The organism is Arthrobacter pascens, assembly GCF_017052465.1.
Taxonomy (GTDB): domain Bacteria; phylum Actinomycetota; class Actinomycetes; order Actinomycetales; family Micrococcaceae; genus Arthrobacter; species Arthrobacter pascens.
In genome coordinates, this window is record NZ_JAFHKT010000134.1 from 103,595 (window position 1) to 129,080 (window position 25,486).

18 protein-coding genes, 1 pseudogene and 1 riboswitch are annotated in these 25,486 nt (G+C 64.9%); of the genes and pseudogenes, 10 read left to right on the forward strand and 9 right to left on the reverse strand.

Going from position 1 to position 25,486, the window contains the following annotated elements; translation table 11 throughout:
• Positions 1-54: 54 nt before the first annotated feature.
• A riboswitch (glycine riboswitch) is annotated at positions 55-154 on the forward strand.
• 147 nt (positions 155-301) lie between these two features.
• The 9 genes from gcvP to JYA52_RS10360 all read left to right on the forward strand — a co-directional run bounded on the left by gcvP (position 302) and on the right by JYA52_RS10360 (position 11,621).
• Positions 302-3,154 (forward strand): aminomethyl-transferring glycine dehydrogenase, encoded by a 2,853-nt coding sequence (gcvP, locus tag JYA52_RS10320; RefSeq protein WP_205653090.1) that lies wholly within the window; start codon positions 302-304, stop codon positions 3,152-3,154.
• Between the two features lie 9 nt (positions 3,155-3,163).
• Positions 3,164-4,276, forward strand: a complete 1,113-nt coding sequence (gcvT, locus tag JYA52_RS10325; protein WP_205653091.1) for a glycine cleavage system aminomethyltransferase GcvT — start codon at positions 3,164-3,166, stop codon at positions 4,274-4,276.
• Positions 4,277-4,321: 45 nt separating this feature from the next.
• Positions 4,322-4,705, forward strand: a complete 384-nt coding sequence (gcvH, locus tag JYA52_RS10330; RefSeq protein ID WP_205653092.1) for a glycine cleavage system protein GcvH — start codon at positions 4,322-4,324, stop codon at positions 4,703-4,705.
• A complete protein-coding gene (gene glyA, locus JYA52_RS10335; RefSeq protein WP_307869354.1) occupies positions 4,702-6,045 on the forward strand; it encodes a serine hydroxymethyltransferase in 1,344 nt (447 codons plus the stop codon). Before gcvH ends, glyA begins: the two co-directional genes overlap by 4 nt.
• A 120-nt stretch (positions 6,046-6,165) precedes the next feature.
• Complete coding sequence (locus JYA52_RS10340) at positions 6,166-6,957, forward strand: methylenetetrahydrofolate reductase (RefSeq protein ID WP_205653093.1); 792 nt, start codon at positions 6,166-6,168, stop codon at positions 6,955-6,957.
• A complete protein-coding gene (gene pdxS, locus JYA52_RS10345; protein WP_205653094.1) occupies positions 6,954-7,856 on the forward strand; it encodes a pyridoxal 5'-phosphate synthase lyase subunit PdxS in 903 nt (300 codons plus the stop codon). The genes JYA52_RS10340 and pdxS overlap by 4 nt, the downstream gene beginning before the upstream one ends.
• 34 nt (positions 7,857-7,890) lie before the next feature.
• Complete coding sequence (locus JYA52_RS10350; protein ID WP_205653095.1) at positions 7,891-9,090, forward strand: pyridoxal phosphate-dependent aminotransferase; 1,200 nt, start codon at positions 7,891-7,893, stop codon at positions 9,088-9,090.
• The gene (locus JYA52_RS10355; protein ID WP_205653096.1) at positions 9,087-10,046 is read left to right on the forward strand and encodes a 2-hydroxyacid dehydrogenase; all 960 of its coding nucleotides are present in this window, start codon (positions 9,087-9,089) and stop codon (positions 10,044-10,046) included. The genes JYA52_RS10350 and JYA52_RS10355 overlap by 4 nt, the downstream gene beginning before the upstream one ends.
• A gap of 69 nt (positions 10,047-10,115) precedes the next feature.
• Positions 10,116-11,621: an NAD-dependent succinate-semialdehyde dehydrogenase gene (locus tag JYA52_RS10360; protein ID WP_205653097.1), complete on the forward strand. Its 1,506-nt coding sequence runs from the start codon at positions 10,116-10,118 to the stop codon at positions 11,619-11,621.
• Positions 11,622-11,703: 82 nt separating this feature from the next.
• On the opposite strand, the gene JYA52_RS10365 is transcribed toward JYA52_RS10360, so the two are convergent.
• From JYA52_RS10365 to JYA52_RS10405, 9 genes and pseudogenes are all read right to left on the reverse strand, one after another.
• A complete protein-coding gene (locus JYA52_RS10365; RefSeq protein WP_205653151.1) occupies positions 11,704-12,312 on the reverse strand; it encodes a MarC family protein in 609 nt (202 codons plus the stop codon).
• Positions 12,313-12,408: 96 nt separating this feature from the next.
• The gene (locus JYA52_RS10370; RefSeq protein ID WP_205653098.1) at positions 12,409-13,185 is read right to left on the reverse strand and encodes an SDR family NAD(P)-dependent oxidoreductase; all 777 of its coding nucleotides are present in this window, start codon (positions 13,183-13,185) and stop codon (positions 12,409-12,411) included.
• On the reverse strand, positions 13,182-14,570 hold the full coding sequence (locus JYA52_RS10375; RefSeq protein WP_240460196.1) for a DUF6421 family protein: 1,389 nt from the start codon (positions 14,568-14,570) through the stop codon (positions 13,182-13,184). Before JYA52_RS10375 ends, JYA52_RS10370 begins: the two co-directional genes overlap by 4 nt.
• A gap of 390 nt (positions 14,571-14,960) precedes the next feature.
• Positions 14,961-15,209: pseudogene (locus tag JYA52_RS10380) on the reverse strand (ATP-binding cassette domain-containing protein); the annotation flags it as partial.
• A gap of 432 nt (positions 15,210-15,641) precedes the next feature.
• Positions 15,642-18,824 carry an RICIN domain-containing protein gene (locus JYA52_RS10385; RefSeq protein ID WP_205653100.1) on the reverse strand — a complete coding sequence of 1,061 codons (3,183 nt, stop codon included), beginning with the start codon at positions 18,822-18,824 and terminating at the stop codon, positions 15,642-15,644.
• Between the two features lie 50 nt (positions 18,825-18,874).
• Positions 18,875-20,902, reverse strand: a complete 2,028-nt coding sequence (locus JYA52_RS10390; protein ID WP_205653101.1) for a beta-galactosidase — start codon at positions 20,900-20,902, stop codon at positions 18,875-18,877.
• 92 nt (positions 20,903-20,994) lie between these two features.
• Positions 20,995-22,341 carry an ABC transporter substrate-binding protein gene (locus tag JYA52_RS10395; RefSeq protein WP_205653102.1) on the reverse strand — a complete coding sequence of 449 codons (1,347 nt, stop codon included), beginning with the start codon at positions 22,339-22,341 and terminating at the stop codon, positions 20,995-20,997.
• Between the two features lie 42 nt (positions 22,342-22,383).
• Complete coding sequence (locus JYA52_RS10400) at positions 22,384-23,334, reverse strand: carbohydrate ABC transporter permease (RefSeq protein ID WP_205653103.1); 951 nt, start codon at positions 23,332-23,334, stop codon at positions 22,384-22,386.
• 2 nt (positions 23,335-23,336) lie between these two features.
• Entirely contained in the window at positions 23,337-24,269 is a 933-nt protein-coding gene (locus tag JYA52_RS10405; protein WP_205653152.1) for a carbohydrate ABC transporter permease, read from the reverse strand.
• A 125-nt stretch (positions 24,270-24,394) separates the two neighbouring features.
• On the opposite strand from JYA52_RS10405, the gene JYA52_RS10410 reads away from it, so the two are divergent.
• Positions 24,395-25,474, forward strand: coding sequence for a LacI family DNA-binding transcriptional regulator (locus JYA52_RS10410; protein WP_307869355.1), 1,080 nt, complete (start codon positions 24,395-24,397; stop codon positions 25,472-25,474).
• Positions 25,475-25,486 lie beyond the last annotated feature (12 nt).

Sequence of the window (25,486 nt, forward strand, 5' to 3'; positions counted from 1 at the left end):
AACATCTGACTCATCTACGGTGTGAAGCGAATCACCTACATCTCAATAGCCTTTCGAGCCGTGGCGGGAGAGTTCTCCCCGTCATCACCGGGCAGGCGCCGTAGGAGCAAATCCTCCCCAGGAATCTCTCAGGCCCAAGCACCGCCGCGGCGAGGCAACTCTGGAAAGCAGCCGGGCAAGCCTGGCTCACCGACGGTGCAAGCGGACTACCACTTCCGCGGAATCTCTCAGGTCCAATACAGAGCGGGGAGGAACCCAACCATGCCGCGCCACCCGTGGCCGGCCAGACCTGGAGTTCCTCATGACGATCGCATCCCATTCATCATCCTTTGCTGACCGCCATATCGGCGCGCGTCGCCAGGCCGATGTGAACAGCATGCTCAAAGCCATTGGCTACGACAGCGTTGATGGCCTGGTGGACGTTGCTGTTCCTGATGCGATCCGCCAGTCCAAGCCGCTTGCGCTCAGAGATGCACTGAGCGAGGTTGAGGTGCTTGCAGAACTGCGCCGCCTTGCAGCCAAGAACAAGACCGCCGTTCAGATGATCGGGCAGGGCTACTACGACACCGTTACGCCGCCGGTGATCCGCCGCAACATCCTGGAGGCCCCGGCCTGGTACACCGCCTACACGCCGTATCAGCCGGAGATTTCCCAGGGTCGGCTGGAGGCGTTGCTGAACTTCCAGACCATGGTCCAGGACCTGACCGCGCTGCCTATCGCCAACGCCTCACTGCTCGATGAAGCAACGGCTGTCGCTGAAGCCGTCCTCATGATGCGCCGCGCCAACAAGAACAAGGACGCTCGCGACGGCAAAACTGTCCTGGACGCCGATGTCCTTCCCCAGACCATCGCCGTCGTCAAGGGCCGCGCCGAGGCGCTCGGCTTCGAGGTTGAGGTCGCCGACCTGTCCAAGGGCCTGCCTGACGGCACCATCAACGGCATCGTGCTCCAGCAGCCCGGCGTCTCCGGCCGCGTTTTCAATCAGGCCGGAGTCATTGCCCAAGCCAAGGAACGCGGCGCGCTGGTGACGGTGGCCGCCGACCTGCTGGCATTGACCCTGATCACCCCTCCGGGTGAGCAGGGTGCCGATATCGCCGTCGGCTCCACGCAGCGTTTCGGTGTCCCGCTGTTCTTCGGCGGCCCGCACGCCGCGTACATGGCAGTGGCCAAGGGCCTAGAGCGTTCCATGCCCGGCCGACTGGTAGGCGTATCCAAGGACGACGCCGGCCTCCCGGCTTACCGCCTGGCGCTGCAGACCCGCGAGCAGCACATCCGCCGCGAGAAGGCCACGTCCAACATTTGCACCGCGCAGGCCCTGCTGGCGATCGTCTCCTCGTTCTACGCCGTCTACCACGGACCCGACGGACTGAAGGCCATCGCCGAGCGCGTCCACAACAACGCCCGCGCCCTCGCCACCACGCTCAAGGCCGCAGGCCGGGAACTGTCCAAAGAGACCTTCTTCGACACGGTTACGGTCTCCGTTCCCGGCAACGCCGCCAAGGTCATCACCGCTGCCGAAGCTCGCGGCATCAACCTGCGCCACATCGACGCCGACACCATCGGGGTGTCCGTGGATGAAACCACGACGCCGGAAATCCTCTCCGCGATTGCAGTTGCCTTCGGGGCCGGACCCGTTGCGGACGCCAAGGATTTCGAACTACCTTCGGAGGTGCTCCGCACCTCTGAGTTCATGCAGCACCCGGTATTCAACACCCACCGGTCCGAAACACAGCTCCTGCGCTACATCCGCCGGCTCTCCGACCGTGACCTGGCCCTGGACCGCACCATGATCCCGCTGGGTTCGTGCACCATGAAGCTGAACGCCACCGCCGAGATGGAAGCCATCTCCTGGCCGGAGTTCGCCTCCATCCACCCCTTCGCCCCCGAGTCCCAGACCAAGGGCTGGCGTGAACTCATAGCCGGACTGGAATCAGACCTGGCAGAAATCACCGGCTACGACCAGGTGTCGCTGCAGCCGAACGCCGGATCCCAGGGCGAGCTCGCCGGCCTGCTGGCCATCCGCGGCTACCACCGTGCCAACGGCGACACCCAGCGCAACGTATGCCTGATTCCGGCATCGGCCCACGGCACCAACGCCGCTTCAGCGGTACTGGCCGGCATGAAGGTTGTCGTGGTGGCCACGGCCGCGGACGGCACAATCGACCACGAGGACCTGTACGCAAAGATCGAGGCGAACAAGGACGCCCTGTCAGCGATCATGATCACCTACCCGTCCACCCACGGGGTCTATGACGCGGACGTGACTGAGATCTGCGAGGCTGTCCACGCTGCCGGCGGACAAGTCTACGTTGACGGTGCCAACCTCAACGCCCTGGTGGGCCTGGCCCAGCCCGGCAAGTTCGGCGGCGACGTGTCCCACCTGAACCTGCACAAGACCTTCTGCATCCCGCACGGCGGCGGCGGCCCCGGCGTCGGACCGGTTGCCGCCAAGGCCCACCTGGCACCTTTCATGCCGGGCGACGCCAACAAGGCAGCGCATGAGGAAGGCCACGGCGTGGCCATCAGTGCCTCGAACTTCGGTTCCGCCGGTGTCCTGCCGATTTCCTGGGCCTACGTGAAACTCATGGGCGGCGAGGGCCTGACCGCGGCCACAAAGGCAGCCCTGCTCGCAGCGAACTATGTTGCCGTGCGCCTGAACGAGTACTTCCCCGTCCTCTACACGGGGGAGGGAGGTCTCGTGGCGCACGAATGCATCCTGGACCTGCGAGAGCTCACAGCCAAGACGGGCGTCACCGCGGAGGATGTGGCCAAGCGCCTCATGGACTTCGGCTTCCACGCACCGACCCTGGCCTTCCCGGTGGCCGGCACCCTGATGGTGGAGCCCACCGAATCCGAGGACCTCGCCGAAATCGATCGCTTCATCGACGCCATGATCACCATCCATGGCGAGATCCAGCAGGTGGCCAACGGGGACTTCACCCTCGAGGAATCGCCGGTGCGGAACGCACCCCACACCGCGGCCGCTGTCGTGAATTCCGATTGGACCCGCCAGTACAGCCGCGAGCAGGCTGTCTTCCCGGTCCACCATCTCAAGCAGGATAAGTACTTCCCGCCGGTGGGCCGGATCGACGGCGCCGGTGGAGACCGGAACCTGATCTGCTCCTGCCCGCCGCTGTCCGAGTTCGAAAACTAAGGATCCCCCATGACTGAGAACTACACGGCCCTCTACGAAGAGCACAAGAAGCTTGGCGCCTCCTTCACCGACTTCGGTGGCTGGCAGATGCCGCTCAAATACAGCTCCGAACTGGCCGAACACCACGCCGTCCGGAACGCAGCCGGCCTGTTCGACCTCTCCCACATGGGCGAAGTCTGGGTCACCGGGCCCGAGGCCGGTGCTTTCCTGGACTACGCCCTGGTGGGCAAGTTGTCAGCCATCGCGGACGGCAAAGCCAAGTACTCGCTGATCTGCAATGAGAACGGCGGCATCATCGACGACCTCATCACCTACCGTTTCGGCGACGAGAAGTACCTGGTGGTCCCCAACGCCGGCAACGCCCCCACCGTGGCCGCCGCCCTTGCCGAACGCGCCGCCAGCTTCAATGTGACGGTGGAGGATGCCTCGGCAGAAACCTCGCTCGTCGCAGCCCAGGGACCCAAGGCCGAGGCCATCCTGCTCAAGCTCACGGATGAGTCCCAGCACGCCCTGGTCACCGGCCTGAAGTACTACGCGTTCAACGAAGTCACCGTGGCCGGCCACGAAGTCATCCTTGCCCGTACCGGCTACACCGGTGAAGACGGCTTTGAGCTCTTCCTCCCGAATGAGGGTGCAGCTTCCCTGTGGGAGTCCGTGGCCCAGGCCGGAGAAGAGTTCGGTATTGTCCCCTGCGGCCTCGCATCCCGCGACTCGCTCCGCCTTGAGGCAGGCATGCCCCTGTACGGGAACGAGCTTTCGCTCGAGCGTTCACCGTTCGATGCTGGCCTGGGCCCTGTGGTGGCGCTTAAGTCCAAGGAGGGCGACTTCGTCGGCCGGGCAGCGCTGGAGGCAGCAAAAGATGCCCTCCCCAAGCGCAAGCTGGTGGGCCTCAAGGGCCACGGCCGCCGGGCCGGCCGTGGGGGCTACCCCGTCCTCAAAGACGGAAACGTGGTGGGCGAGGTGACCTCGGGCCAGCCGAGCCCCACCCTTGGCTACCCGGTGGCGCTGGCCTACGTGGACATCGAGCACGCCGAACTGGGCACCGCGCTGGACGTGGACCTGCGTGGCAAGGCTGAGCCCTTCGAAGTCGTCGCACTGCCCTTTTACAAGCGCCAAAAATAACCCGGGCCCTCACACTCTCGAACTCCAAACTTAAGGAAAGACGTTATGGCTAAAGTTGCCGCTGAACTGAAGTACTCCGCCGAGCACGAGTGGATCGCTGCTGACGGCTCGGGCCCCTCTGTAGTGGGCGTGTCCGCTGTTGCCGCAGAGGCGCTGGGCGACATTGTGTACGTTGACCTGCCCGAGGTTGGTTCCACGGTGACCGCAGGCGAGTCCTGTGGCGAGATCGAATCCACCAAGTCCGTCTCCGACCTGTACTCCCCCGTGACGGGCGAGGTCACCGAAGTCAATGATGAAGTTGTCAGCGATCCTGCCGTGATCAACACCGATCCCTATGGCGCAGGCTGGCTCTTCAAGGTCACCGTCACCGAAGAAGGCCCGTTGATGTCCGCCCAGGAATACGCCGAAGCAAATGGCGGCGAACTGTGAGCGGCGCTTCGTCCGCGGCGGGCACCGTGGCCTTTGAGCAAGTGGTCTCCCCCAGCCTGAACGCCGACCTGTCCGTCCTGGACCCCGAGGTCGCGGCGAAGATCGACGACGAACTGGGCCGCCAGCGCGACGGCCTGGAGATGATCGCCTCGGAGAACCACACCGCGGCGGCTGTGATGCAGGCCCAGGGTTCGGTGCTGACCAACAAGTACGCCGAAGGCTACCCCGGCAAGCGTTACTACGGCGGCTGCGAGCACGTGGACGTCATCGAACAGCTCGCCATCGACCGGATCAAGGCCCTGTTCGGCGCGGACTTCGCCAACGTACAGCCGCACTCCGGCGCCCAGGCCAACGCCTCGGTGATGCACGCGCTGATCAAGCCCGGCGACACCATCATGGGCCTGAACCTGGCCCACGGCGGGCACCTGACCCACGGCATGAAGATCAACTTCTCCGGCAAGCTCTATAACGTGGTCCCGTACCAGGTCCGCGAAGACACTCACACCATAGACATGGCCGAGGTGGAGCGCCTGGCGCAGGAGCACAAGCCGCAGCTCATCGTGGCCGGCTGGTCGGCTTACGCCCGGCAGCTCGACTTCGCCGAGTTCCGCCGGATCGCCGACTCCGTGGGCGCCTACCTGATGGTGGATATGGCCCACTTCGCCGGGCTGGTCGCTGCCGGACTGCACCCCTCCCCCGTTCCGCACGCGCACGTCACCACGTCCACCACGCACAAGACCATGGCCGGTCCGCGCGGCGGGATCATCCTCAGCAATGACGCCGAAATTGCCAAGAAGATCAACTCCGCCGTGTTCCCGGGCCAGCAGGGCGGGCCGCTGGAGCACGTCATCGCCGGCAAGGCCGTGGCCTTCAAGATTGCCGCCTCAGAGGAGTTCAAGGAGCGCCAGGAACGAGTCCTCGCCGGCGCCCGGATCCTGGCTGAACGCCTGGTCCAGCCCGACGTCACCGCCAAGGGCATCAACGTGATCTCAGGCGGCACTGACGTGCACCTGGTCCTGGTTGACCTGCGGAACTGCAACCTCGACGGACAACAGGCCGAAGACCGGCTCGCGGCAATCGACATCACCGTCAACCGCAACGCCGTCCCCTTCGATCCCCGCCCGCCGATGGTCACTTCAGGCCTGCGCATCGGCACCCCCGCGCTGGCCACCCGCGGCTTCGGCGAGGACGCCTTCCGCGAGGTCGCGGACATCATCGCCGAAGCACTAACGGCCGACGCCGGCTCGGACCTGTCTGGCCTCCGTCACCGCGTCGAGGTCCTGGCTTCGGCGCATCCGCTCTACCCGTCCCTGACCGCGGTTGGCACTGACGCCAGGTGACGGGTAGCGAGGCCCGGACCGGGCCTCAAATCTGGGGCCGGTGCATGTTCCCTGCAGGCACCGGCCCCACCCATTTTTTCGCTCCGTCACTTCAGTCGGGTGCTATACGAGAGGACTCTCTTGGAGAACCTGCGTTTCAAGATCACGCCCTCACCCGAGGTCGAAGATATGGTGAGACGTTTTCTGCCCCCACACGCAGAAGTCGCAATTTCCTGCCTGCCTGCCACCGGCGGAATCAGCGCGACGCTGGCGACCGCGACGAGATTGTCCGAGCAAGGGTACCGGGTCATCCCTCATCTCCCCGCCCGAATGATTCCCAGCACGAGTTTTCTCCGGAAGAGGTTGACCGACCTGACGCGCTCCGGCATCGGGCGCATCATCGTTATGGCCGGTGACGGGCCGCAGGAAGGACCGTACGGACAGAGCCTCCAGATAATGGAGGACATCACGGAGTTCAGCAGCAGATCATTCAAGCTCGGAATCGTCGGCCACCCAGAAAACCACCCCTCTGTCGCGGACTCAACCCTGTATGACGCACTGTTGGCCAAACAATATCTGGCTGCCGATCTCACTACTCAGCTCTGCTTCGACCCCAAAATACTTCGGCGCTATCTTCAGCGCCTCCGCAACGACGGCGTACAAATCCCGGTTTGGGCGAGTGCTCCCTGTCCGCTTGGGCGGGACGAACTGATCCAGGCTGCATCCCGTCCAGGAGTGGGCGTCTCCCTCCACAAGATCAGTCGTCCGGGCCCACTCAGCAGGCGGTCCTTCACAAACGGCAAATTCAATCTGACGCGGTTCAGCGTCGAAATCGGACCGGGCATCGCAGGATTACATGTCAATACCTTCAACAGACTCAACGACCTCCAGCCATCTCTCGCGGCTTTCAACCTGACAGGAGCAACCCCATGACTCAAACTTTAGAATCTCCAACTACAGGCAGCAGCCGCGTAAAGCGCGGCATGGCTGAGATGCTCAAGGGCGGCGTCATCATGGACGTCGTCAACGTCGAACAGGCCCGCATCGCCGAAGACGCCGGTGCCGTTGCTGTGATGGCGCTGGAACGCGTTCCGGCCGACATCCGTGCCCAGGGCGGCGTGTCCCGCATGTCCGATCCGGACATGATCGACCAGATCATCGATGCCGTGTCCATCCCGGTGATGGCCAAGGCCCGGATCGGCCACTTCGTCGAGGCCCAGGTCCTGCAGTCCCTCGGCGTGGACTACATCGACGAGTCCGAGGTCCTCACCCCGGCCGACTACGTGAACCATATCGACAAGTGGAACTTCATGGTTCCCTTCGTCTGCGGCGCTACCAACCTCGGTGAGGCGCTTCGCCGCATCAACGAGGGCGCTGCGATGATCCGGTCCAAGGGTGAAGCCGGTACCGGTGATGTTTCCAACGCAACCGGGCACATGCGCCAGATCCGCTCGGAGATCGCCAAGCTTGCCGCACTGCCTGAGGACGAGCTGTACGTTGCGGCCAAGGAACTGCAGGCCCCGTACGAACTGGTCAAGGAAGTCGCCGCTGCCGGCAAGCTTCCCGTGGTGCTGTTCACCGCCGGCGGCATCGCCACCCCGGCCGACGCGGCAATGATGATGCAGCTCGGTGCCGACGGCGTGTTCGTCGGCTCGGGCATCTTCAAGTCCGGCAACCCCGCCCAGCGCGCGGCCGCCGTCGTGAAGGCAACCGCGTACTTCGATGACCCCGACGTCATCACCAAGGCCTCCCGCGGCCTGGGTGAAGCCATGGTGGGCATCAACGTCGACGAGATCCCCCAGCCGCACCGCCTGGCCGAGCGCGGCTGGTAACGGTTGCATCTACGTAAATCAGAAAAGGAATAGCATGCAGACACTTGCACACCGGCTCGAACGTCTGGGCACCGAAACCGCCTTTAGCGTCGCGCAAGCCGCCGCCGCCTGGAAGGCGAAGGGGAACCTGGTGTACCCCTTCCATCTCGGCGATATCAACATCCCCACCGCCCCAAACATCGTGGAGGCGATGAACCGGGCGATCGCAGACGGTTACACGGGCTACTGCCCCGGCCCGGGCATCCCGGCGCTGCGTGAAGCCCTCGCCGAGGACATCGGTTCGCGCCGCGGCATCCAGTTCTCGCCGGACAACGTGGTGGTCATGACCGGCGGCAAGCCCGTCATCACCAAGTTCCTCCAGGCGGTCATGAACCCCGGCCAGGAAGTGCTCTACCCCAACCCCGGCTTCCCGATCTATGAATCGCAGATCGAATACCTCGGCGGCACGTCCGTTGCCTACCGCTACGTGCCCACCTCCACGGGCTTCGCGATCGACCTGGACCAGATCCGTGCATCGATCACCCCCAACACGGTGGCCATCATTTACAACGACCTGCAGAACCCGATCTCCGCGGAGTCCACCGCGGCAGAGCGGGAGGCCATCGCACAGCTCGCGATCGAACACGACCTCTGGGTCCTCTCCGACGAGGCCTATTTTGAAACCCGCTATGAAGGAATCTCGAGCTCGATCACGTCGATTCCGGGCATGGCCGAGCGTACTGTCATCCTCTACACGTTCAGCAAGAAGTTCGCGATGACCGGCTCGCGCCTCGGCTGCGCCGTCGCCCCGGTCGAGATCGCCAAGGTGCTCAGCACGCTCAACACCAACGATGAATCCTGCACCACGCACTACGTGCAGTGGGCCGGCATCGAAGCACTCCGCGGCCCCCAGGAGCCGGTACAGCAGATGCTGGACGTCCTCAAGACACGACGGGACGCGGCCTGCGAGCTCCTGAATGGAATCCCCGGCATGCACGTCGCCGTCCCGCAGTCGACCTTCTACCTGTTCCCCGACGTCACCGAGGCCATGGATCGCCTGGGCTACACGGCAGTCGGCGACTTCGCCTCTGACGCCCTGTACAAGACCGGCGTTTCCTTCTGCACGCGGGAGCACTTCGGCCGGCGGCTGCCCGGTGAGGACCGGCGGTACATCCGGCTCGCCTACTCGGGTATCGAAGCGGAATCCATCCACGAGGGCCTCGGACGCCTGCGCGAATGGATCGTGACCGCATGAGCCGGGTAGTCGTTACGGGCAGGGTTCCCGAGGCAGCGCTCGAAAAGCTTCGTGCTGAGCACGAGGTCGATGCATGGACCGGGCCGGAGTCGATTGGCCGCGAGGAGCTGCTGCGCCGCGTGGCCGGTGCCGATGCGATCCTGAGCCTGCTCACCGAACGCGTCGACGGCGAGTTGCTCGACGCCGCCGGCCCGCAGCTCAAAGTGGTCTCCAACGTCGCCGTCGGCTACGACAACATCGATGTACGGGCCTGCACCGCGCGGGGCATCGTGGCCACCAACACGCCCGGTGTGCTCACCGAGGCTACGGCCGACATCGCGTTCGGGCTCATCCTCATGGCAACCCGCCGGCTCGGTGAGGGCGAACGGCTCATCCGTGCCGGCCAGCCGTGGAAGTGGGGCATGTTCTTCCTGCTCGGGTCCAGCCTGCAGGGCAAGACCCTCGGCGTCGTCGGCATGGGCGGCATCGGCCAGGCCACAGCACGTCGGGCCAAGGCCTTCGGCATGGACATCGTTTACCAGTCCCGCAGCGAGATCGATTCCGCGATCGCCGCGGAACTGGGCGCCCGCCGCGTCGACCTCGACGAGCTGCTGACGGTTTCCGACGTCATTTCGCTGCACTGCCCGTACGGACCCAACACCCACCACCTGATCGGCGCGGAGCAGCTCTCAGCGATGAAGAGCTCCACCTACCTCGTCAACACCGCGCGCGGGCCGATCGTCAACGAAGCGGCCCTCGCCGCTGCGCTACGCGAGGGCGTCATCGCCGGTGCCGGGCTGGACGTCTTCGAAAAAGAGCCCACGGTCCACCCCGACCTGCTGGACCTGGAGAATGTGACACTCGTACCGCACCTCGGCTCGGCCACCATCGAGACGCGCACGGCCATGGCAGTACTCGCCGCCGACAATACACTCGCAGTGCTCCGCGGCGAACAGCCGCCCACGCCCATCGGCTAAGGCACTCAGGCGCCATCACAGGACCCGGTTGTATGACCATGAAATCCGAATTTCCTCTTTAGGAGCAGCATGACTATCGCCCCTGCATTTACCCCTGCTATTTCGCCTGCGAGTGAAGCGTCCCTGCTCGCATCCGTCCCGACCGGCCTGCTGATCGCCGGGCAGTGGCGGGACGCGTCAGACGGTGGCACGTTCAGCGTCCATGATCCCGCCACCGGGGAGGTGCTCGCCACCCTCGCATCCGCGACCAGCGAGGACGCTATTGCTGCTTTGGATGCAGCCGACGCTGCGCAGGCCTCTTGGGCGCGCACCGCACCCCGTACCCGGGCCGAGATCCTGCGCCGGGCATTCGACCTGGTCACCGAACGCGCTGAGAACTTCGCGCTGCTGATGACCTTGGAGATGGGCAAGCCCCTGGCCGAGGCCCGCGGCGAGGTCACCTACGGGGCGGAGTTCCTGCGCTGGTTCTCCGAGGAAACCGTCCGGAACTACGGCCGCTACCTCACCACCCCCGAGGGCAAGAACAAGATCCTGGTCCAGCACAAACCCGTCGGTCCCTGTCTTTTGATCACGCCATGGAATTTTCCGCTCGCGATGGCCACCCGCAAGGTCGCTCCCGCGGTCGCCGCCGGCTGCACCATGGTCCTCAAACCCGCCAAGCTCACCCCGCTCACAGCGCAGTACTTCGCGCAGACCATGCTCGACGCCGGCCTCCCGCCCGGGGTCCTGAACGTGGTGTCCTCCTCCTCGGCCTCCGGGATCTCCGGGCCGCTGCTGCAGGACTCCCGCCTGCGGAAGGTCTCGTTCACCGGATCCACCCCGGTCGGCAAGCGCCTCATGGCAGACGCTGCGCAGAACGTGCTGCGCACGTCCATGGAGCTCGGCGGGAACGCACCGTTCATCGTGTTCGAGGACGCTGACGTGGACGCTGCTGTCGAAGGGGCCATGGCTGCGAAGATGCGGAACATGGGCGAGGCCTGCACCGCCGCCAACCGGTTCCTCGTCCACGATGCCGTCGCCCAGGAATTCACCCGGAAGTTCGCCGCCGCGATGGGCGCCCTGACCGCCGGCCGCGGCACCGACCCGGACACCAAAGTCGGCCCGCTCATTGATGGCGGGGCCCGCGACGACGTCCACGCCCTGGTGACCGCTGCGGTCGATGCCGGAGCCGTTGCTGTTACCGGCGGTGCGCCGGTGGACGGTCCCGGGTACTTCTACCAGCCCACCGTTCTGGCCGACGTGCCAAACGACGCCGCGATCCTGGGCCAGGAAATCTTCGGCCCGGTCGCCCCGGTCACCACCTTCACCACCGAGGACGAAGCCATCGAACTGGCCAACGCCAGCGAGTACGGGCTCGCGTCCTACCTATATAGCAAGGATTTCAACCGACTTCTGCGGGTTGCGGAGCAGATCGAGTTCGGCATGGTCGGGTTCAACGCCGGCGTCATCTCCAACGCCGCAGCTCCCTTCGGTGGCGTGAAGCAATCAGGACTCGGCCGCGAAGGCGGGTCGGAAGGCATCGCCGAATACACAACCACCCAATACATCGGCATCGCCGACCCCTACGCTGACTAACAACACGAGAAGCGCCTGCCGCCCCCCATGGAGAGGACGGCAGGCGCTTTGCTGTTTGGAAGAATTGTTGATGTTGGCTGCATCAGCTCCAGGTGCCAACAAAATCCTGTACCGAGTCAGCGATCATCTGAACGGCGATGGCCGAGAGCAGCAGGCCCGCTATGCGTGTCACCAGTTCGACGCCGTCCTCCCCCAAAATCTTCTGGATCAAAGACGCGAAGCGCATTGCCAGATACAGAGATATGAAGGTCAGGAGCACACCCGCGATGACTGCGGCAACACGAGCCGGACTGTCCGCCTGCTGAGCGAAGACCATGACAGCGACAATGGCACCCGGCCCGGCCATGAGCGGCGTGCCCAAGGGAACGAACGCCACGTTCTTGTATCTGTTTGCGTTCTCAGTTCCATTATTTGTCCCGGTTAGCAGCTGCAGCGCGATGAGAATGAGAAGAAGGCCGCCAGCCCCTTGGAGGGCCGCAAGACTTATGTGCATGTAGGAAAGGATGTTCTGGCCAAAAACGGCGAACGCCGTGATGACACCTGCGGCAACCGCCAAAGCCTGCAAGGCAGAGCGGTTTCGAAGCTTTGAGGTCATGTCTGCTGTTAGGGACAGGAACAGCGGCACCGTTCCAGGCGGGTCCATGATGACGAAGAGCGTGACCAGAACAGAAATAAAAAGCTGAGTATCAATCCACTCCATGTGACTCCTCTCGTGGCCCCATTCAAGAACCAATGCGTCGGCCGTGGCCAACCGTCGTCACGGCCTGGAATTTCCAGTCCATAGGCCTCACCCGACGGATAAGACTCCTGCTGGCACGCCTAGAAGCCGCCCTGAGGTGAGCGACAGTCGTTGGCCGCTGATGTCGGCAGCGTCCATACCAAAGATCCGCTCCACGGCTTCCGCGAGAACAGTGACGTCCGTAAAACCCGTGAACTTGCGCTCGGGCTGCGCTGCACGCATCCGATCATCCACCAGCGCCTTGACCACGAAGACCACGGCCGCCGGGCTCTGCTTATTGGGTAGGCTGCAGCCCGCCTCTTGATGGAGCCGGAATCCGTCGGCAACAGCGAGGGTCCATGCCTCTGCAGCTGACTTTGCTGCAGCGTATGCGGCGCCATCTGCCGTGGGAGAGGACGCCGCCTGTGCGGAGACAATGGCCAGACGGCCAGCTGGGGATGTAGCGAGGTCCTCATAGAATGCACGGGTGGTGTTCCTGAGCGTCGTGAAGACACTGGTGTGCAGGAATTCCCAGTCTTCGTCTGTCTGCTCCTGGATTCCTCCGCCGCCGCGCCACCCTCCTACGAGGTGAATGAGGCCATCCGCCGGTCCAAGGTCGAATCGGATGGCCGTTGCTAACCGTTGAACGGCCTCAGGGTCGGCAAGATCGCAGACGTAGCCCACGACATTCTCATGGGCTCTGGTAAGCTCCTGGACGCCATCTTCGCTTATGTCCACTGCAGCAACTCTTGCCCCTGCTTGAGTGAGCATGCGGATCACCGCGGCGCCGGCGGCGCTGGTTGAGCCGGCGACGACGACGGTGCGTCCTGCAAGAGGCTGATTCACTGACCGGTGTCCGCGTTGGCCTTCACGGGACTCGGGCCCGTAATGCCGACGGTCGATTCAATGACCGGCCGCATTTTCTTCTCGAACGCTTCGTAGAACATGAACAGCGGGAACTCATCATCCAGCACCTGGTCGGTCAGACCCCGCGGCGGCCCATCCAAGGGAAGAGCCTCCGGCCCCTTTGCCCATACCGATGCGGGGTGCGGTGCTACGGTTCCGGAAATCAGTTCGTAGGCCGCCAGCCAGTGTGCCGTCTTGGGACGGTCAATGGAACGCCAGTAGAGCTCCTCAATGCGGGCCCCCAGTTGCACAACAACGTCGGCGGCGTGCCTCCAGTCAATGTTTAGCTTTCCGTCGGTCCAATCAAGAACCTGGTGCTGGTGCATCCAGGCGAAGAGCAGCTGACCACCGAGCCCGTCGTAGTTGCGCACTCGGCTGCCTGTGATGGCGAAGCGGAAGATGCGGTCGAAGATAACGGCGTACTGGACCAACTTGGCGTGCCTGCGTGCATCTTCAGAGGCCTTTTCGTCCTGCTCAATTAGGACGGATTCCTTGAAGGCTGTGAGGTCGCAGCGCAGCTCTTCCAGCGAGTACAGGAAGTACGGCATGCGCTGCTTGATCATGAACGGATCGAACGGCAGGTCCCCACGCATGTGTGTCCGGTCATGAATCAGGTCCCACATCACAAAGGTCTTCTCCGTCAGGTGCTGGTCCTCGAGCAAGGCCGCAGCATCGGCCGGCAGGTCCAGCGAGGTGGTGTCGGCAGCAGCCTTTAGGACCCTCCGGAAACGGGCCGCCTCACGGTCCGCGAAAATGCCGCCCCAGGTGAACGATGGCGTGCTCCTGACCGCCACGCTTTCGGGGAACAGTACTGCCGAGTTCGTGTCATAGCCGGGCGTGAAGTCTACGAAGCTGATCGGCACAAAAAGTTTGTTGGAATAGGAGCCGGCCTCGAGGTCCGCGACGAACTCCGGCCAGATGACCTCAATCAGCACCGCTTCAACGTAGCGGTTGGTGCTGCCGTTCTGGGTATACATCGGGAAGACCACCAGGTGCGGCAGTCCATTAATACGGGGCTGCTCAGGATGGAAAGCCATCAACGAGTCCAGGAAGTCCGGCACACCCAGACCCTCAGATGCCCACTTCTGGAAGTCGGTCACCAATGCCTCAAGGTATTCCGCATCATGGGGCAGATACGCGGACAGCTCTTCAACGGCGGCAACGATTACGCCAATGCTGTCACGAGCCTGCTGATGGTCTCCGCCATCAGGGACGGAGCCGTCCTGCGCCTGCACCTTTTGCAGATCTATGACTGCAGCCTTTAACGCGGTCCAGGCAGGCAGGAGTCTGAGGTCTTGGGCGCGGGTGGCGACTTCTTCCTTCATGAGGACAGACATGGAAGTTCCCTTCGTTAATGAGGAGGTTCTGGAGCTGAGTCGAACCTAACAAAGGGCAAATGATGCTAACAGGAAAACACAAAATGGATAAGCAATACTTGGTCTCCGGGGGTGTCTCAGTATTCATGCCCACGCATCGATTACCGAAGCGGCGTAACAGTAGTACTCACTGCCATTTCAGTAAGTGTGGAAGCGTCTCCCGCTTTCCCAAACGACGAAGACCATGGTCGGGCTGCACTACACCCCAACCTGACGTCAGGTAAGAAGCCGGAGGGGCGTCAGCATAGGGTCTGTCTCCCCCTATTTCTGACAAAGCTCAAGAGGCTCTTAGATCTCAACCTGACAATACTGATACTGGCCAGTACCGATGGGCGTTTGTCCCTGCTCCACGATCTGTCCGGCCTCCATTACCAGGATGAGGTCAGCACCGCGGATCGGGGATAGCCTGTGCGCGATCACGAAGCTCGTCCGGTCGGACCGCAGCGCACTCATCGCCTTCTGCACCAGCACCTCGGTCCGGGTATCCACCGAGCTCGTCGTCTCATCCAAAATCAGCACCGACGGCCTCGCCAGGAATGCCCGGGCGATCGTCAGCAGCTGCTTCTCGCCCGCAGAAACCTTGAAACCGCGGGTTGCGCCGCGGTGGCGGGCGCGGTGGCGGTGGCGGTGACCTGCATCCGCGGGCCGAGGCGCTCGGCCGCGAGCTGGGATCCCCAGTTGACCACGATGTTGGTGATGGTGGGACCGGGGCCACGGCGTTGAAGCGCAGCCCCTTGGGCGCGTACATCACGACCGAGTATTTGGTGATGCCGACGACGGCGTGCTTGGACGCGGTATCGACGGCGCGGGTGAGGCGCATGAGGGCGGTGACGTTGATCCGGAAGGCGCGGTCCCAGACGTCTTCGTCAACCTCGTAGATGGGGGGCGAAGTTGCCCATGATGCCGGCGAAGACGCGGTATGAGATGGCCAAAAGGGCGCCGGGTGCGTCCCTCGGGGACGCACCCGGCGCCCTTTTGCCGTCCTTCCGCCAGTGCCGCTGCGCTCCGGGCGGCTAGCGACTAGCGGCCGAACACGACCTCGTAGGTCCGGGTCTGGCTTCCGTCCTCGCTCCGGATTGTCACCACGGCCGTACCCGTCGGCTGGTCCGCCTGCTGCACCGTGACCGTTGCGTAGGGGTCCGTCGCGATGGCCGTGACCTCCAGGCGTGACCCTTGGGCTTCGGCCCGGTACGAGGTTACGTTCGGGTCGAAGCCTGCCACCGGCTGGCCGTTGATGGAGATCCCGGCGGCCGTGGCGTCAGCGGACTTGCCCGGAGCCAGCGCCAGCACCTGCACTTCGCTGACCGTCATGTGGGTGTTCGGCCGGGCGGTGAGCACCACGCGGACGTCGCTGGTGTCCACATTGGCTACCGGGACCGTGACCACGGGTGCGGGGCTGCCGCCGGGGACCTGGACCGGCGCGCCAGCGTTCCGCCAAATGCCGTCGGCAGCTTTGGTCTGCGCCTGGAGGCTTTGGGCGTAGCTGTCGGTGGATCCGTCGCGGTAGAAGTGGACCTTCACTCCGGTCACTGTTTTCTGGCCCGCAAGCGCCACGGACAGGGTGTCGGTGGTGTTCTTGGTGCCCCACTTCCAGTTGGACCAGGCCTTGTCCGTCAGGTTGCCGTTGCCCAGCCCTGCCGTGCCGTAGCCCGGCTCGGTGAAGGTGGCGCTGAACGTGGTGCCGGGGTCATCGGCCACGTTGTCGGCTGTTCCCGCTGTGACCTGGACGCGCACGGTGGCGGGCAGCGTCCGCCCGTCGGCGGCGTCGGCGGTGCCCGCCACCGTGGCAACGCCAGTTGCGGTGAACGGTCCGGCGGCATCCCAGACAACCGGCCGCTCCACTTTGCTGCCGCCGGCAGTCACCGCTGTCACGGTGGCGGGCAGCGCGGGCGTTCCGCCGGCATAGGTTTTGGCCCGGGTCGGAAGCGTCGAGACGAGCTTGTCCACCGTGACTTTGGCCGTCACCGGATGCGCAGCACCCAGGACGTCGGTCGCCGTTCCGCGCACGTCAACGGTTCCGGGTGCGCCCCACCGGTTCTCCGGCGGCATCGTCCAGGTCACCGGAAGTTCGCCCCGGGCGCGGTCGCGATAGACGGGGACCACTGTGGCGGGCAGCTGCGGAGCGGTCCCGGGCACGGTGAAAGCCGTGACGTTCTGGAATCCCTGGACAGTTTCATCGATGACCCGCCAGCGCTGGTTCTCGCCGGAGTTGGCAGTCCACAGGGTCACTGCAGATCCGTCCGCGGTGGCGTGCCCGTCCACCTCGAGGAGCCTGCCGGTTGCCGCGTTGACGAACGTGTAGGTGCCGTCGCCGGTGGTGGACATGGTCCACTGGGAGGCTTCGGATGGCTCTGCTTCCGCGTTCGCCAGCTGGGGTGTTCCGTCGACGACGGCGAGCTGCCGCCCGCCGTCGGGCGTTTCAATCGCGTAGCGGGCACGGTTGCTGTTCTCACCGCTGAGGCGGCGGATGTGCCATTGCTGGTCGGCGCCGGCGCCGGAACGGATGACGGCGGTGCTGCCGGTTCCCTGCGTAAGGGACTTGCCGCTTTCGACGCCCTGCAGGCTGTAGACGTGGTCCGCCTGCACCAGTGCGGCGTCCTTGGCCACGCCGTGCACACCATTGACGAGGAAGGTTGTGACGGATTCGGCGGCTACCGTGAGGACCGCGCTGCGGTCCTTTCCGACGGCGACCGGCTCGCCCTGCACCAGCGCTCCGGAGGCGTCGCTGGTCACCGGCGTCACGGTGGCGTTCCCCTGGATCGCACCGAACCCGGAGAGGTCCAGGGCAACCTGGCGCTGCTGTTTGCTGTCGTTCACGTGCACCACGGTGGCTCCGGAGTCGGAGACGGCGGCCGCGCTGTTCGTGTCGTCCACCTTGACCAGGCGGTCCCCGGGCTTGATGTAGTGCGTGAAGTTCCGCGCGGTGTTGTATTTAGTGTTCGTGTAGATCGGGCAGCTTTTGAGGTTGTCTCCGGCATCGCAGTCGAAAGGCAACTGGATCTCTCCCCAGTTGGAGCCGATGGCGCTTTCGCCGCCGGGCTTCATGTTGTTGTAGTCCTCAACGGGCTGCCAGAACACCCAGGCCTCGGGCTCGAGCTCGCGGAGGTCGTTGACCATGTGCTGGGCGAGGCCGAGGCCGGGCTGCATGCTGGTGAAGTTCTGCCCGTCCATCCACGAACCGCCAGTTTCGCTCATCCAGAGGGGCTTGCCCTCGCCCTTGGCGATATCCCGGACGGCGGTCCGCTGCCCGGTGCCGTAGGTGTGGACGTTGAGCTGCCCGACGTTTGCCTTGGCGTCGGCGGAATAGCTGTTCCAGTTGTTGGCGAAGGTCGAGGGGTTGGTCTCGTCCATGGCGCTTATAACAGCGTCGGTGTCCGCACTGGCCAGCGCCTTGGCCAGGGACTGGATCACCTTCTGCTGCAGTTCGGGACCCATGTGGGCGCCTTCCTGCCGGCCGCCGACGGGCTGGCCAGCCGAATTCAGGCTGGTTCCCCAGTACGGGGTGTTCGGTTCGTTCATGGGATCGAGCGTGTCAACCTTGATGCCGTGGGTCTTCTCGAGCTGCTCGACGACCCGGACCAGATACGAGGAGAAGTCGTCCACGCTCTCCGTCCGCAGCTGGTCCTGGGAGGAGTTGAAGCCTCCCGACACGTACCCGCTGACCGTCTGGAACCAAGGCGGGGAGTTGCTGAAGGCCTCCCAGTGTGTGATGTCGTTCTTGATCCGGTCCACCCACCAGCGCTGCGTCTGGTCGGCGTCGAGGTTCCAGTGATCCGGATTCTCCGGATCCCACCAGTCCTTATCCTCCCGGGTGGTGCCCTCGGGGGCCTTCCACCAGCCCTCCACGGCACCGCCTGCCCGGAGGTAGTCCTTCACGTCGGGCGCGTTCCCGCCGCCAATGTTGTACCGGGCGATATTGAGGTTCAGCCCTTCGTCACCGAAAACCATCTCAGCCAGCTTCTCGCGGACCTCATCCGGATAATCGCCGGTGGCGTTGGCGAACCACACCAGGCTGGTGCCCCATCCTTCGAAGGCGTCGCCCTGGTAGGAGGGGTCGGGCCGCACGGTCACGGCGCCGGCCGGCACAGGTTCGTCGGCTGCCGGGGCGGCGAGCGCGGGTCCGGCCACGATCCCTGCGGAGAAGACCGCCGCGGTGACGCCGGCGGCGGTCGCGGCCCAGGGCCATCTGGATCTGTTCGTCATTGAATTCCCTTCGGTGCGGTGATGCTGCTGATCTTGTGGGGACTGCTGGTCTATTTGGGGCCTTTGAGAACGGCCACGCCGCGGGCGGCGAGCTTGGCTTGCCCGGTGCCCGCGAGGACGGCGCCGGGGACCGCCGAGATGTCGACGGCCTGGTCCGTTCGGTTGATCAGGAAAAGGAAGCGTCCGTCCTCCCCTGTGCGGACGGCGAGTTCGACGGCGCCACACAGTTCCGCGGGCAGTTCAGACCCGACGCCGGCCAGGCCGGCGAATTCCCGCAGGACAGGGACCAGACCGGCGGGTCCGAGCCGCGTCGCCACGTAGCCGGCGGATCCGCTGCCCACGCTGCGCCGGGTTACGGCCGGTTCGCCGGCGTTGTCACCGGAGGTGAACCGGCGCAGGACCTTCGTGCCGCCGGAGGTGGTGGCCACCGAGTCCGCCCACAGCGTGCCGGCTGACCCGTCGTCGAGCGTGGCTTCCTCCCCGGGGGCCAGCGGCCCGAACTCTTCCACCCGGATCCCCAGCAGATCGCTGAGTGCGCCCGGATATCCGCCGAGCCACACGTGGTCGTTCTGGTCCACGACGCCCGAGAAGTAGGTGGTCACCAGGTGCCCGCCCGCTTCGACGAACGCGGTCAGGCGTGAGCGCAGCTCCGCCGGCACCACGTGCAGGACCGGTGCGATGACCAGCTGGTAGCCCTCAAGGGAGCCTGCCGCCGGGAGGACATCGGCGCGGATGCCGGTGGCCAGGAACGCCGAGTACCAGTCGAGTGCCTCCTGCCGGTAGCGGAGCCGGTCGGTGGGATGGGAGTCCAGCTCGCTGGCCCACCAGGAATCCCAGTCGAAGAGGATCGCGGCCCGTGCCGGCTCGCGCCGGCTGCCGGTGATCGGTGCGAGTTCGCCCAGCGTGCGTCCCAGCGCGGTGACGTCGCGGAAGAGCCTGCTGTTGCTGCCGGCGTGCGAAACCATCGCGGAATGGTATTTCTCTGCCCCCGCGCGCGACTGCCGCCACTGGAAGAAGCAGACCGCGTCTGCGCCGTGGGCCACGTGGGTGAGCGAGTCCCGGGCGAGGGCGCCGGGCTTCTTGGGCGTGTTCACCGGCTGCCAGTTGACGGCGCTGGTGGAGTGCTCCATCAGGAACCAGGGGTTGCCGCCGGCGATGTTGCCGGTCAGGTTCGCGGAGAAGGACAGTTCGTCATGGTCCTGCGGCCCGGGGGCCACGTAGTGGTCGTTGGAGACGAAGTCGACGTCGGCGGCCCAGGCGGCGTAATCCATCCCCTTTGTCTCCCCCATCACCATGAAATTGGTGGTGACGGGGATATCCGGGGTGACGCTGTTCAGGATGTCGCGTTCGGCACGGAGGTAGTCCCGCAGCGAGTCCGAGGAGAAGCGCTTGAAGTCCAGCTGCTGCGTGGGGTTCGGGTAGGAGGCAGCCTTGCGCGGCGGGAGGATGTGGTTCCAGTCCGCGTAGCGCTGGGACCAGAAGTCGGTCCCCCAGGCGGTGTTCAGCTCCTCAAGTGTGCCGTAGCGGTCCTGGAGCCAGCGGCGGAAGGCGGCCGCGGCGTCGTCGGAATAGTCATAGATGTTGTGGCAGCCGAGCTCATTGGAAACGTGCCAGGCGCAAACGGCGGGGTGGTCCTTGTAGCGTTCGGCCATGGCGCGCACGAGCGTCAGCGCGTGCTCGCGGAACACCGGCGACGTGGGCCGCCAGTGCTGCCGGCCGCCCGGCCAAAGGGTTTCGCCGTTCTGGGTGACCGGCAGGATCTCCGGGTGTTCGGCCGCGAGCCACGGCGGCGGGGACGCGGTGGCGGTGGCGAGGTCCACGGCAATGCCGTTGGCGTGGAGCAGGCCGATGATGTCGTCGAGCCAGGCAAAGTCCCAGCTATCCCGCGTGGGCTGGATGCGTGCCCACGAGAAGATGGCCAGGGAGACGATGTTGACCCCGGCCTCCCGCATGAGCCGCACGTCCTCTGCCCAAACCTCGCGGGGCCACTGCTCGGGGTTGTAGTCGGCACCGTAGGCCAGCCTCTTGGTGTCCGGAGACGGCCAGCGCAGCCAGCGGTGTTGGGTGGTGTACGTCATGGAGTTCCTCTTTTTGGGCGCGTTTGGGTGGCCGCGGACGCGCCGGGCTGGCGGGCGCGTCCGCGGAGATGGGTGGGGTTGCCTGCGGGCTGTTATTCCTTGACCGTGAACCCCTGCTCGGTGCCGTACTTGACCGAGGCTTTCTGCCACGCGGTCAGGCCGTCCTTGAGCTTGGCGCCGGAGACGTAGGCCTGGCCGGCGGTGTCGTTGAAGATGCTGTTGGCGTAGACCTGGAACGGCAGGTAGGACCAGCCGGCGGGAACATTCTTCGCTGATTCGGCGAAGATCTGGTTGGCCTTTTGGCCGCCGAAGTACTTGAACTCGGTGTTCTGGAATTTCTCGGACGCGAGGTCCTTTGAGGTGGCGGGGAACGCGCCGCCGTCGATCCTCGCCTGGACGCCTTCCTCATCAACGTTGGAGTACTTCAGGAAGCCGTAGGCCAGCGCTGCCTGGCTGCTGGCCGCCGGAATGGCCAGCGAGCTGCCGCCGTTTTCGGCGCTGCTGTTGGCGCCCTTCTCCCACTGCGGCAAGGGTGCGACCCGCCATTTGCCGGCCCCGTCGGCAACGCCGGAGACCAGGTTCCCGGGCATCCAGGCGCCGGTGGAAAGGGTGGCGATGGTGCCGTTGCCCAGGCCCTTGTACCACTCGTCGCTCCAGGAGCTGATGGGGGCCAGAAGGTCCTCGTCAATGAGCTTTTGCCAGGTCTCGGCGAACTTGGTGGACCCTTCGTCGGAGAAGTTCACGCCGACGTTGGTGCCGTCCACCTGGTAGGGCTTGCCGCCGGCCTGCCAGATCAGGCTGGTGGTGAACCCAGCGTCGCCGGTGTCGTTGGCGATGTATGCCTTGGGGTCAGCCTTCTTCAGCGCACGTCCGGCCTCGAGGAACTCATCCCAGGTGGTGGGCACTGCGATGCCGTGCTTGTCGAAGAGCTGCTTGTTGTAGAACAGGGCCATGGGGCCGGAGTCCATGGGAAGGCCGTAGACGCCGCCCTGCGCCTGCACCGAGGACCACGGACCGGCCGTGAAGGTACCGTCGAGGTCTGCAGCTCCGAACTGGCCGAGGTCCGCCAGTGACTTGCTGAGCGCAAACTGCGGAAGGGCGTAGTACTCGATCTGCGCCACATCGGGCACGCCGGAGCCGGCGGATATTGCGTTCTGCAGGGCGGTGTATTGGTCGTTGCCGGTGCCTGCGTTGACCAGGTTGACGTCCACGTTGGGGTACTTGGCCTCGAAGCCCTCGGCGACTTTCTTCAGCGACTGGTCCCAGGCCCACACCGTCAGCTTGCCTCCTTTTTGGAGGGCGGCTTCGACGGCGTCGCTGTTGACCGTTTGCTGCGGCGCCGCGTTGCCGCCGCCTCCGCAAGCAGTGAGCCCCAGGGCGAGTGCGGCGGCGACGGCGGAAGTCTGCAGCAGGCCGCGGCGGGTCAGGGTCTTGATCATGTCTTCCTTCTAACTGCGTTGTTGGTGAGGGTGGGACGGGCGTTATTCTTTGACGCTTCCGGCGGAAAGGCCGGACTGCCAGTAGCGCTGGAGCAGCAGGAACGCTGCGATCAGCGGAAGGATTGTGAGCAGGGAACCTGTGATGACCAGGTTGAAGATGGCTTCCCCGCCTGCGGTGCCGGCCTGCGCGTTCCAGGCGTTCAGGCCCAGGGTGAGCGGGTACCAGTCCGGGTTCTTCAGCATGATCAGCGGCAGGAAGTAGTTGTTCCAGGTGGCCACCATGGTGAAGAGCAGCACGGTGACAATGCCCGGGGTCAGCAGCGGAAGGCAGACCTGGAAGAAGGTGCGTGCCTCGCTGGCGCCGTCGATCCGGGCGGACTCCATGATTTCGGTGGGGATGGCCTCGGTGGCGAAGGTCCACATGAGGTATAGGCCGAAGGGCGAGATGAGCGAGGGGATGATTACGGCCCAGGGGGTGTTGGTGAGGCCCATCTGGCTGAACATAAGGAACGTGGGGACCGCGAGTGCCGTGCCCGGAATGGCCACCGCTCCGATGACGACGGCGAACACGGCCTTCCGGCCGGGGAAATCGAACTTGGCCAGCGCGTAGCCACCGAGGACGGCGAGGAAAGTGGCACCGCCGGCGCCGAGCACGACGTAGAGGACTGTGTTGGCGAACCAGCGAAGGAAGATCCCGCCGTCGTAAGTTGCTGTCCGGGCGATGTTGTCCCAGAGGGCAAAATCGCCGTCGAACCACAGGCCGAAGGAGTTGAGCAGGCCGTCCTGCGTTTTGGTGGCGTTGACCAGCAGCCAGAACAGCGGGGCCAGGCTGTAGAGCAGGACAAGGCCCATCAGGAGAGTCAATGCCAGGCTGCGGCGGGAGCGCCGGGAGCCGGCTGTGCGCGGGGTCCGCAGGCGCGGGGTGCGGAGTTTCAGCGGCGCCGACGTTCCTGCGCCGGCACTGCCGGGGCGGGCGGCTGTCTGAACGCTCATGGTCAGCGCTCCTTTCGCATGCCGCGGACCTGGACGGCGTAGGCAATGGCCATGGTGATCAGCCCCATGATGATCGCCACCGTGGCGGAGTAGTTGTACTGCTGCCCCGAGAACGACAGGGAGAAGGCGTACAGGTTGGGCGTGAAGTAGGTCGAGATGGTGTTGGGTGAGAGGCTCTTGAGGATGCTGGGCTCGTTGAAGAGCTGGAAACTGCCGATCACCGAGAAGATGGTGGCCACCACGATGGCGCCGCGGATGGCCGGCAGCTTGATCGCGGCGATGACCCTCAGCTGGCCGGCGCCGTCGATCTCGGCGGCCTCATACAGGGACTTGGGGATAACGGTCAGCGCGGAGTAGAAGATCAGCATGTTGTAGCCGATGAACTCCCACGTGACGATGTTTCCGATTGAGGCGAGCACCAGTTCGGAGGAGAGCGGGCTGGGCAGGTTCAGACCGAAGGCCTGGTTGATGTTTCCCACCAGCCCGAAGCGGGTGCCGTACATGAAGCCCCACATGAGCGTTGCGACGACGGCGGGCACGGCATAGGGCAGGAAGATCGAGATCCGGAAGAACGACTTCCCGTAGAGCCTGCCGCTGTCCAGGGCGAGGGCCACAACTAGGGCGATCGTCAGCATGACCGGCACCTGGACTGCCAGGAACAGCGAAACCCGTCCCAGCGCGGACCAGAACTGCTGGTCCCCCAACGCCCGTGCGTAGTTGTCCAGGCCCACGAAGGCGGTGCCGCCGATGAGCTGGTTGCGGAAGACGCTCAGGTAGATGGAATACGCGATCGGGGCGAGGAAAACCAAGGCGAAAACGGCCATGAAGGGGCCGATGAACCACCAGCCGGCCCACGAACGGCGGCTGGCGCGGCGGCTCGTGCGGGCCTGCGGGGCAGCCGCTCCTGCTCGCGCTGCGACTTGCGGGGACGTCATTGTCATGAAAGGTCCTCTTCAGGGCTGTGTCACCTGGCTGGTGACAGAAAACGTGGCCTGTTTGCGTAAACATCAATGTGGGGTTTTGTGTATGTTTGCGCAAACATGATTGGTACGATGGTGACATGGAGCACGAACCCGGTCAACCCCCGGTCCGCAATTTGCCCCCCGCGAAGGAGGCGGCCGGCGCCGCGCCGCGGCGCAAGCAGCAGGTGTCCATGGCCGACGTCGCCAAGCTCGCCGGAGTCTCATCCCAAACGGTTTCCCGCGTGTCCAACGGGAGCCCGGACGTCATCGAAAGCACGCGGCGCCAGGTCATTGCGGCCATGAACGAACTCGGATACCGGCCGAACAGTGCCGCCCGGGCGCTCAAGCGGGGCAGCTTCCGGACCATTGGGGTGATCACGTTCTCGCTGTCCTCGCTGGGAAACATGCGCACGCTTGAGGCCATTGCACTGCACGCAGCCCGGCAGGACTTCGCCATCACGCTGATCCCGGTGACGGCACCAACGCAGGCCGGGATCCAGGGTGCTTTCTCGAGGATGGGCGAACTCGCCGTTGACGCGGTGATAGCGATCATGGAGGTCCACCTCCTGGATGCGGCGACCGTGACACTGCCTCCTGGAGTTAAGGTGGTCGTCGTCGATTCCGACGCCGGCGAGCAGTACAGCGTGGTGGACACAGACCAGGCCGACGGCGCCCGCAAGGCCGTCAGACACCTCCTGGACCTCGGCCACGAGACCGTCTGGCACGTCGCCGGCCCCGAAGAATCCTTCGCCAGCGAACGCCGTGCCGCCGCCTGGCGCACCACCCTTACCGACGCCGGAAAGGCCGTCCCGCCGGTGCTCCGCGGCGACTGGTCGGCGGACTCCGGCTACGAGGCCGGACTCCGGCTCGCTGACGAACCCGGCTGCACGGCCGTGTTCGCCGCGAACGACCACATGGCCCTCGGCCTGCTCCGGGCCTTCCGCGAAAAGGGGAAAGCAGTCCCCGAAGACGTCAGCCTGGTCGGCTTCGACGACGTCCCCGAAGCCTCCTCCTACGCTCCCCCGCTGACCACGGTCCACCAGAACTTCGCCGACGTCGGCAACCAGTGCGTCGACAACGTCCTCCAACAGATCCGCACCAACACCACCGAACCCGGCATCACTCTCGTCCCCACCCAACTGGTTGTACGCAACAGCACCGCCCCGCCAAAGCACTGAACATCTCGCAAT

Bases quoted from the DNA above. Each gene is read 5' to 3' on its own strand.
- gcvP (WP_205653090.1), top strand. From the start codon at position 302: ATGACGATCGCATCCCATTCATCATCCTTTGCTGACCGCCATATCGGC.
- gcvT (WP_205653091.1), top strand. From the start codon at position 3,164: ATGACTGAGAACTACACGGCCCTCTACGAAGAGCACAAGAAGCTTGGC.
- gcvH (WP_205653092.1), top strand. From the start codon at position 4,322: ATGGCTAAAGTTGCCGCTGAACTGAAGTACTCCGCCGAGCACGAGTGG.
- pdxS (WP_205653094.1), top strand. From the start codon at position 6,954: ATGACTCAAACTTTAGAATCTCCAACTACAGGCAGCAGCCGCGTAAAG.
- JYA52_RS10350 (WP_205653095.1), top strand. From the start codon at position 7,891: ATGCAGACACTTGCACACCGGCTCGAACGTCTGGGCACCGAAACCGCC.
- JYA52_RS10355 (WP_205653096.1), top strand. From the start codon at position 9,087: ATGAGCCGGGTAGTCGTTACGGGCAGGGTTCCCGAGGCAGCGCTCGAA.
- JYA52_RS10360 (WP_205653097.1), top strand. From the start codon at position 10,116: ATGACTATCGCCCCTGCATTTACCCCTGCTATTTCGCCTGCGAGTGAA.
- JYA52_RS10375 (WP_240460196.1), bottom strand. From the start codon at position 14,570: ATGAAGGAAGAAGTCGCCACCCGCGCCCAAGACCTCAGACTCCTGCCT.
- JYA52_RS10385 (WP_205653100.1), bottom strand. From the start codon at position 18,824: ATGACGAACAGATCCAGATGGCCCTGGGCCGCGACCGCCGCCGGCGTC.
- JYA52_RS10390 (WP_205653101.1), bottom strand. From the start codon at position 20,902: ATGACGTACACCACCCAACACCGCTGGCTGCGCTGGCCGTCTCCGGAC.
- JYA52_RS10395 (WP_205653102.1), bottom strand. From the start codon at position 22,341: ATGATCAAGACCCTGACCCGCCGCGGCCTGCTGCAGACTTCCGCCGTC.
- JYA52_RS10400 (WP_205653103.1), bottom strand. From the start codon at position 23,334: ATGAGCGTTCAGACAGCCGCCCGCCCCGGCAGTGCCGGCGCAGGAACG.
- JYA52_RS10405 (WP_205653152.1), bottom strand. From the start codon at position 24,269: ATGACGTCCCCGCAAGTCGCAGCGCGAGCAGGAGCGGCTGCCCCGCAG.
- JYA52_RS10410 (WP_307869355.1), top strand. From the start codon at position 24,395: ATGGAGCACGAACCCGGTCAACCCCCGGTCCGCAATTTGCCCCCCGCG.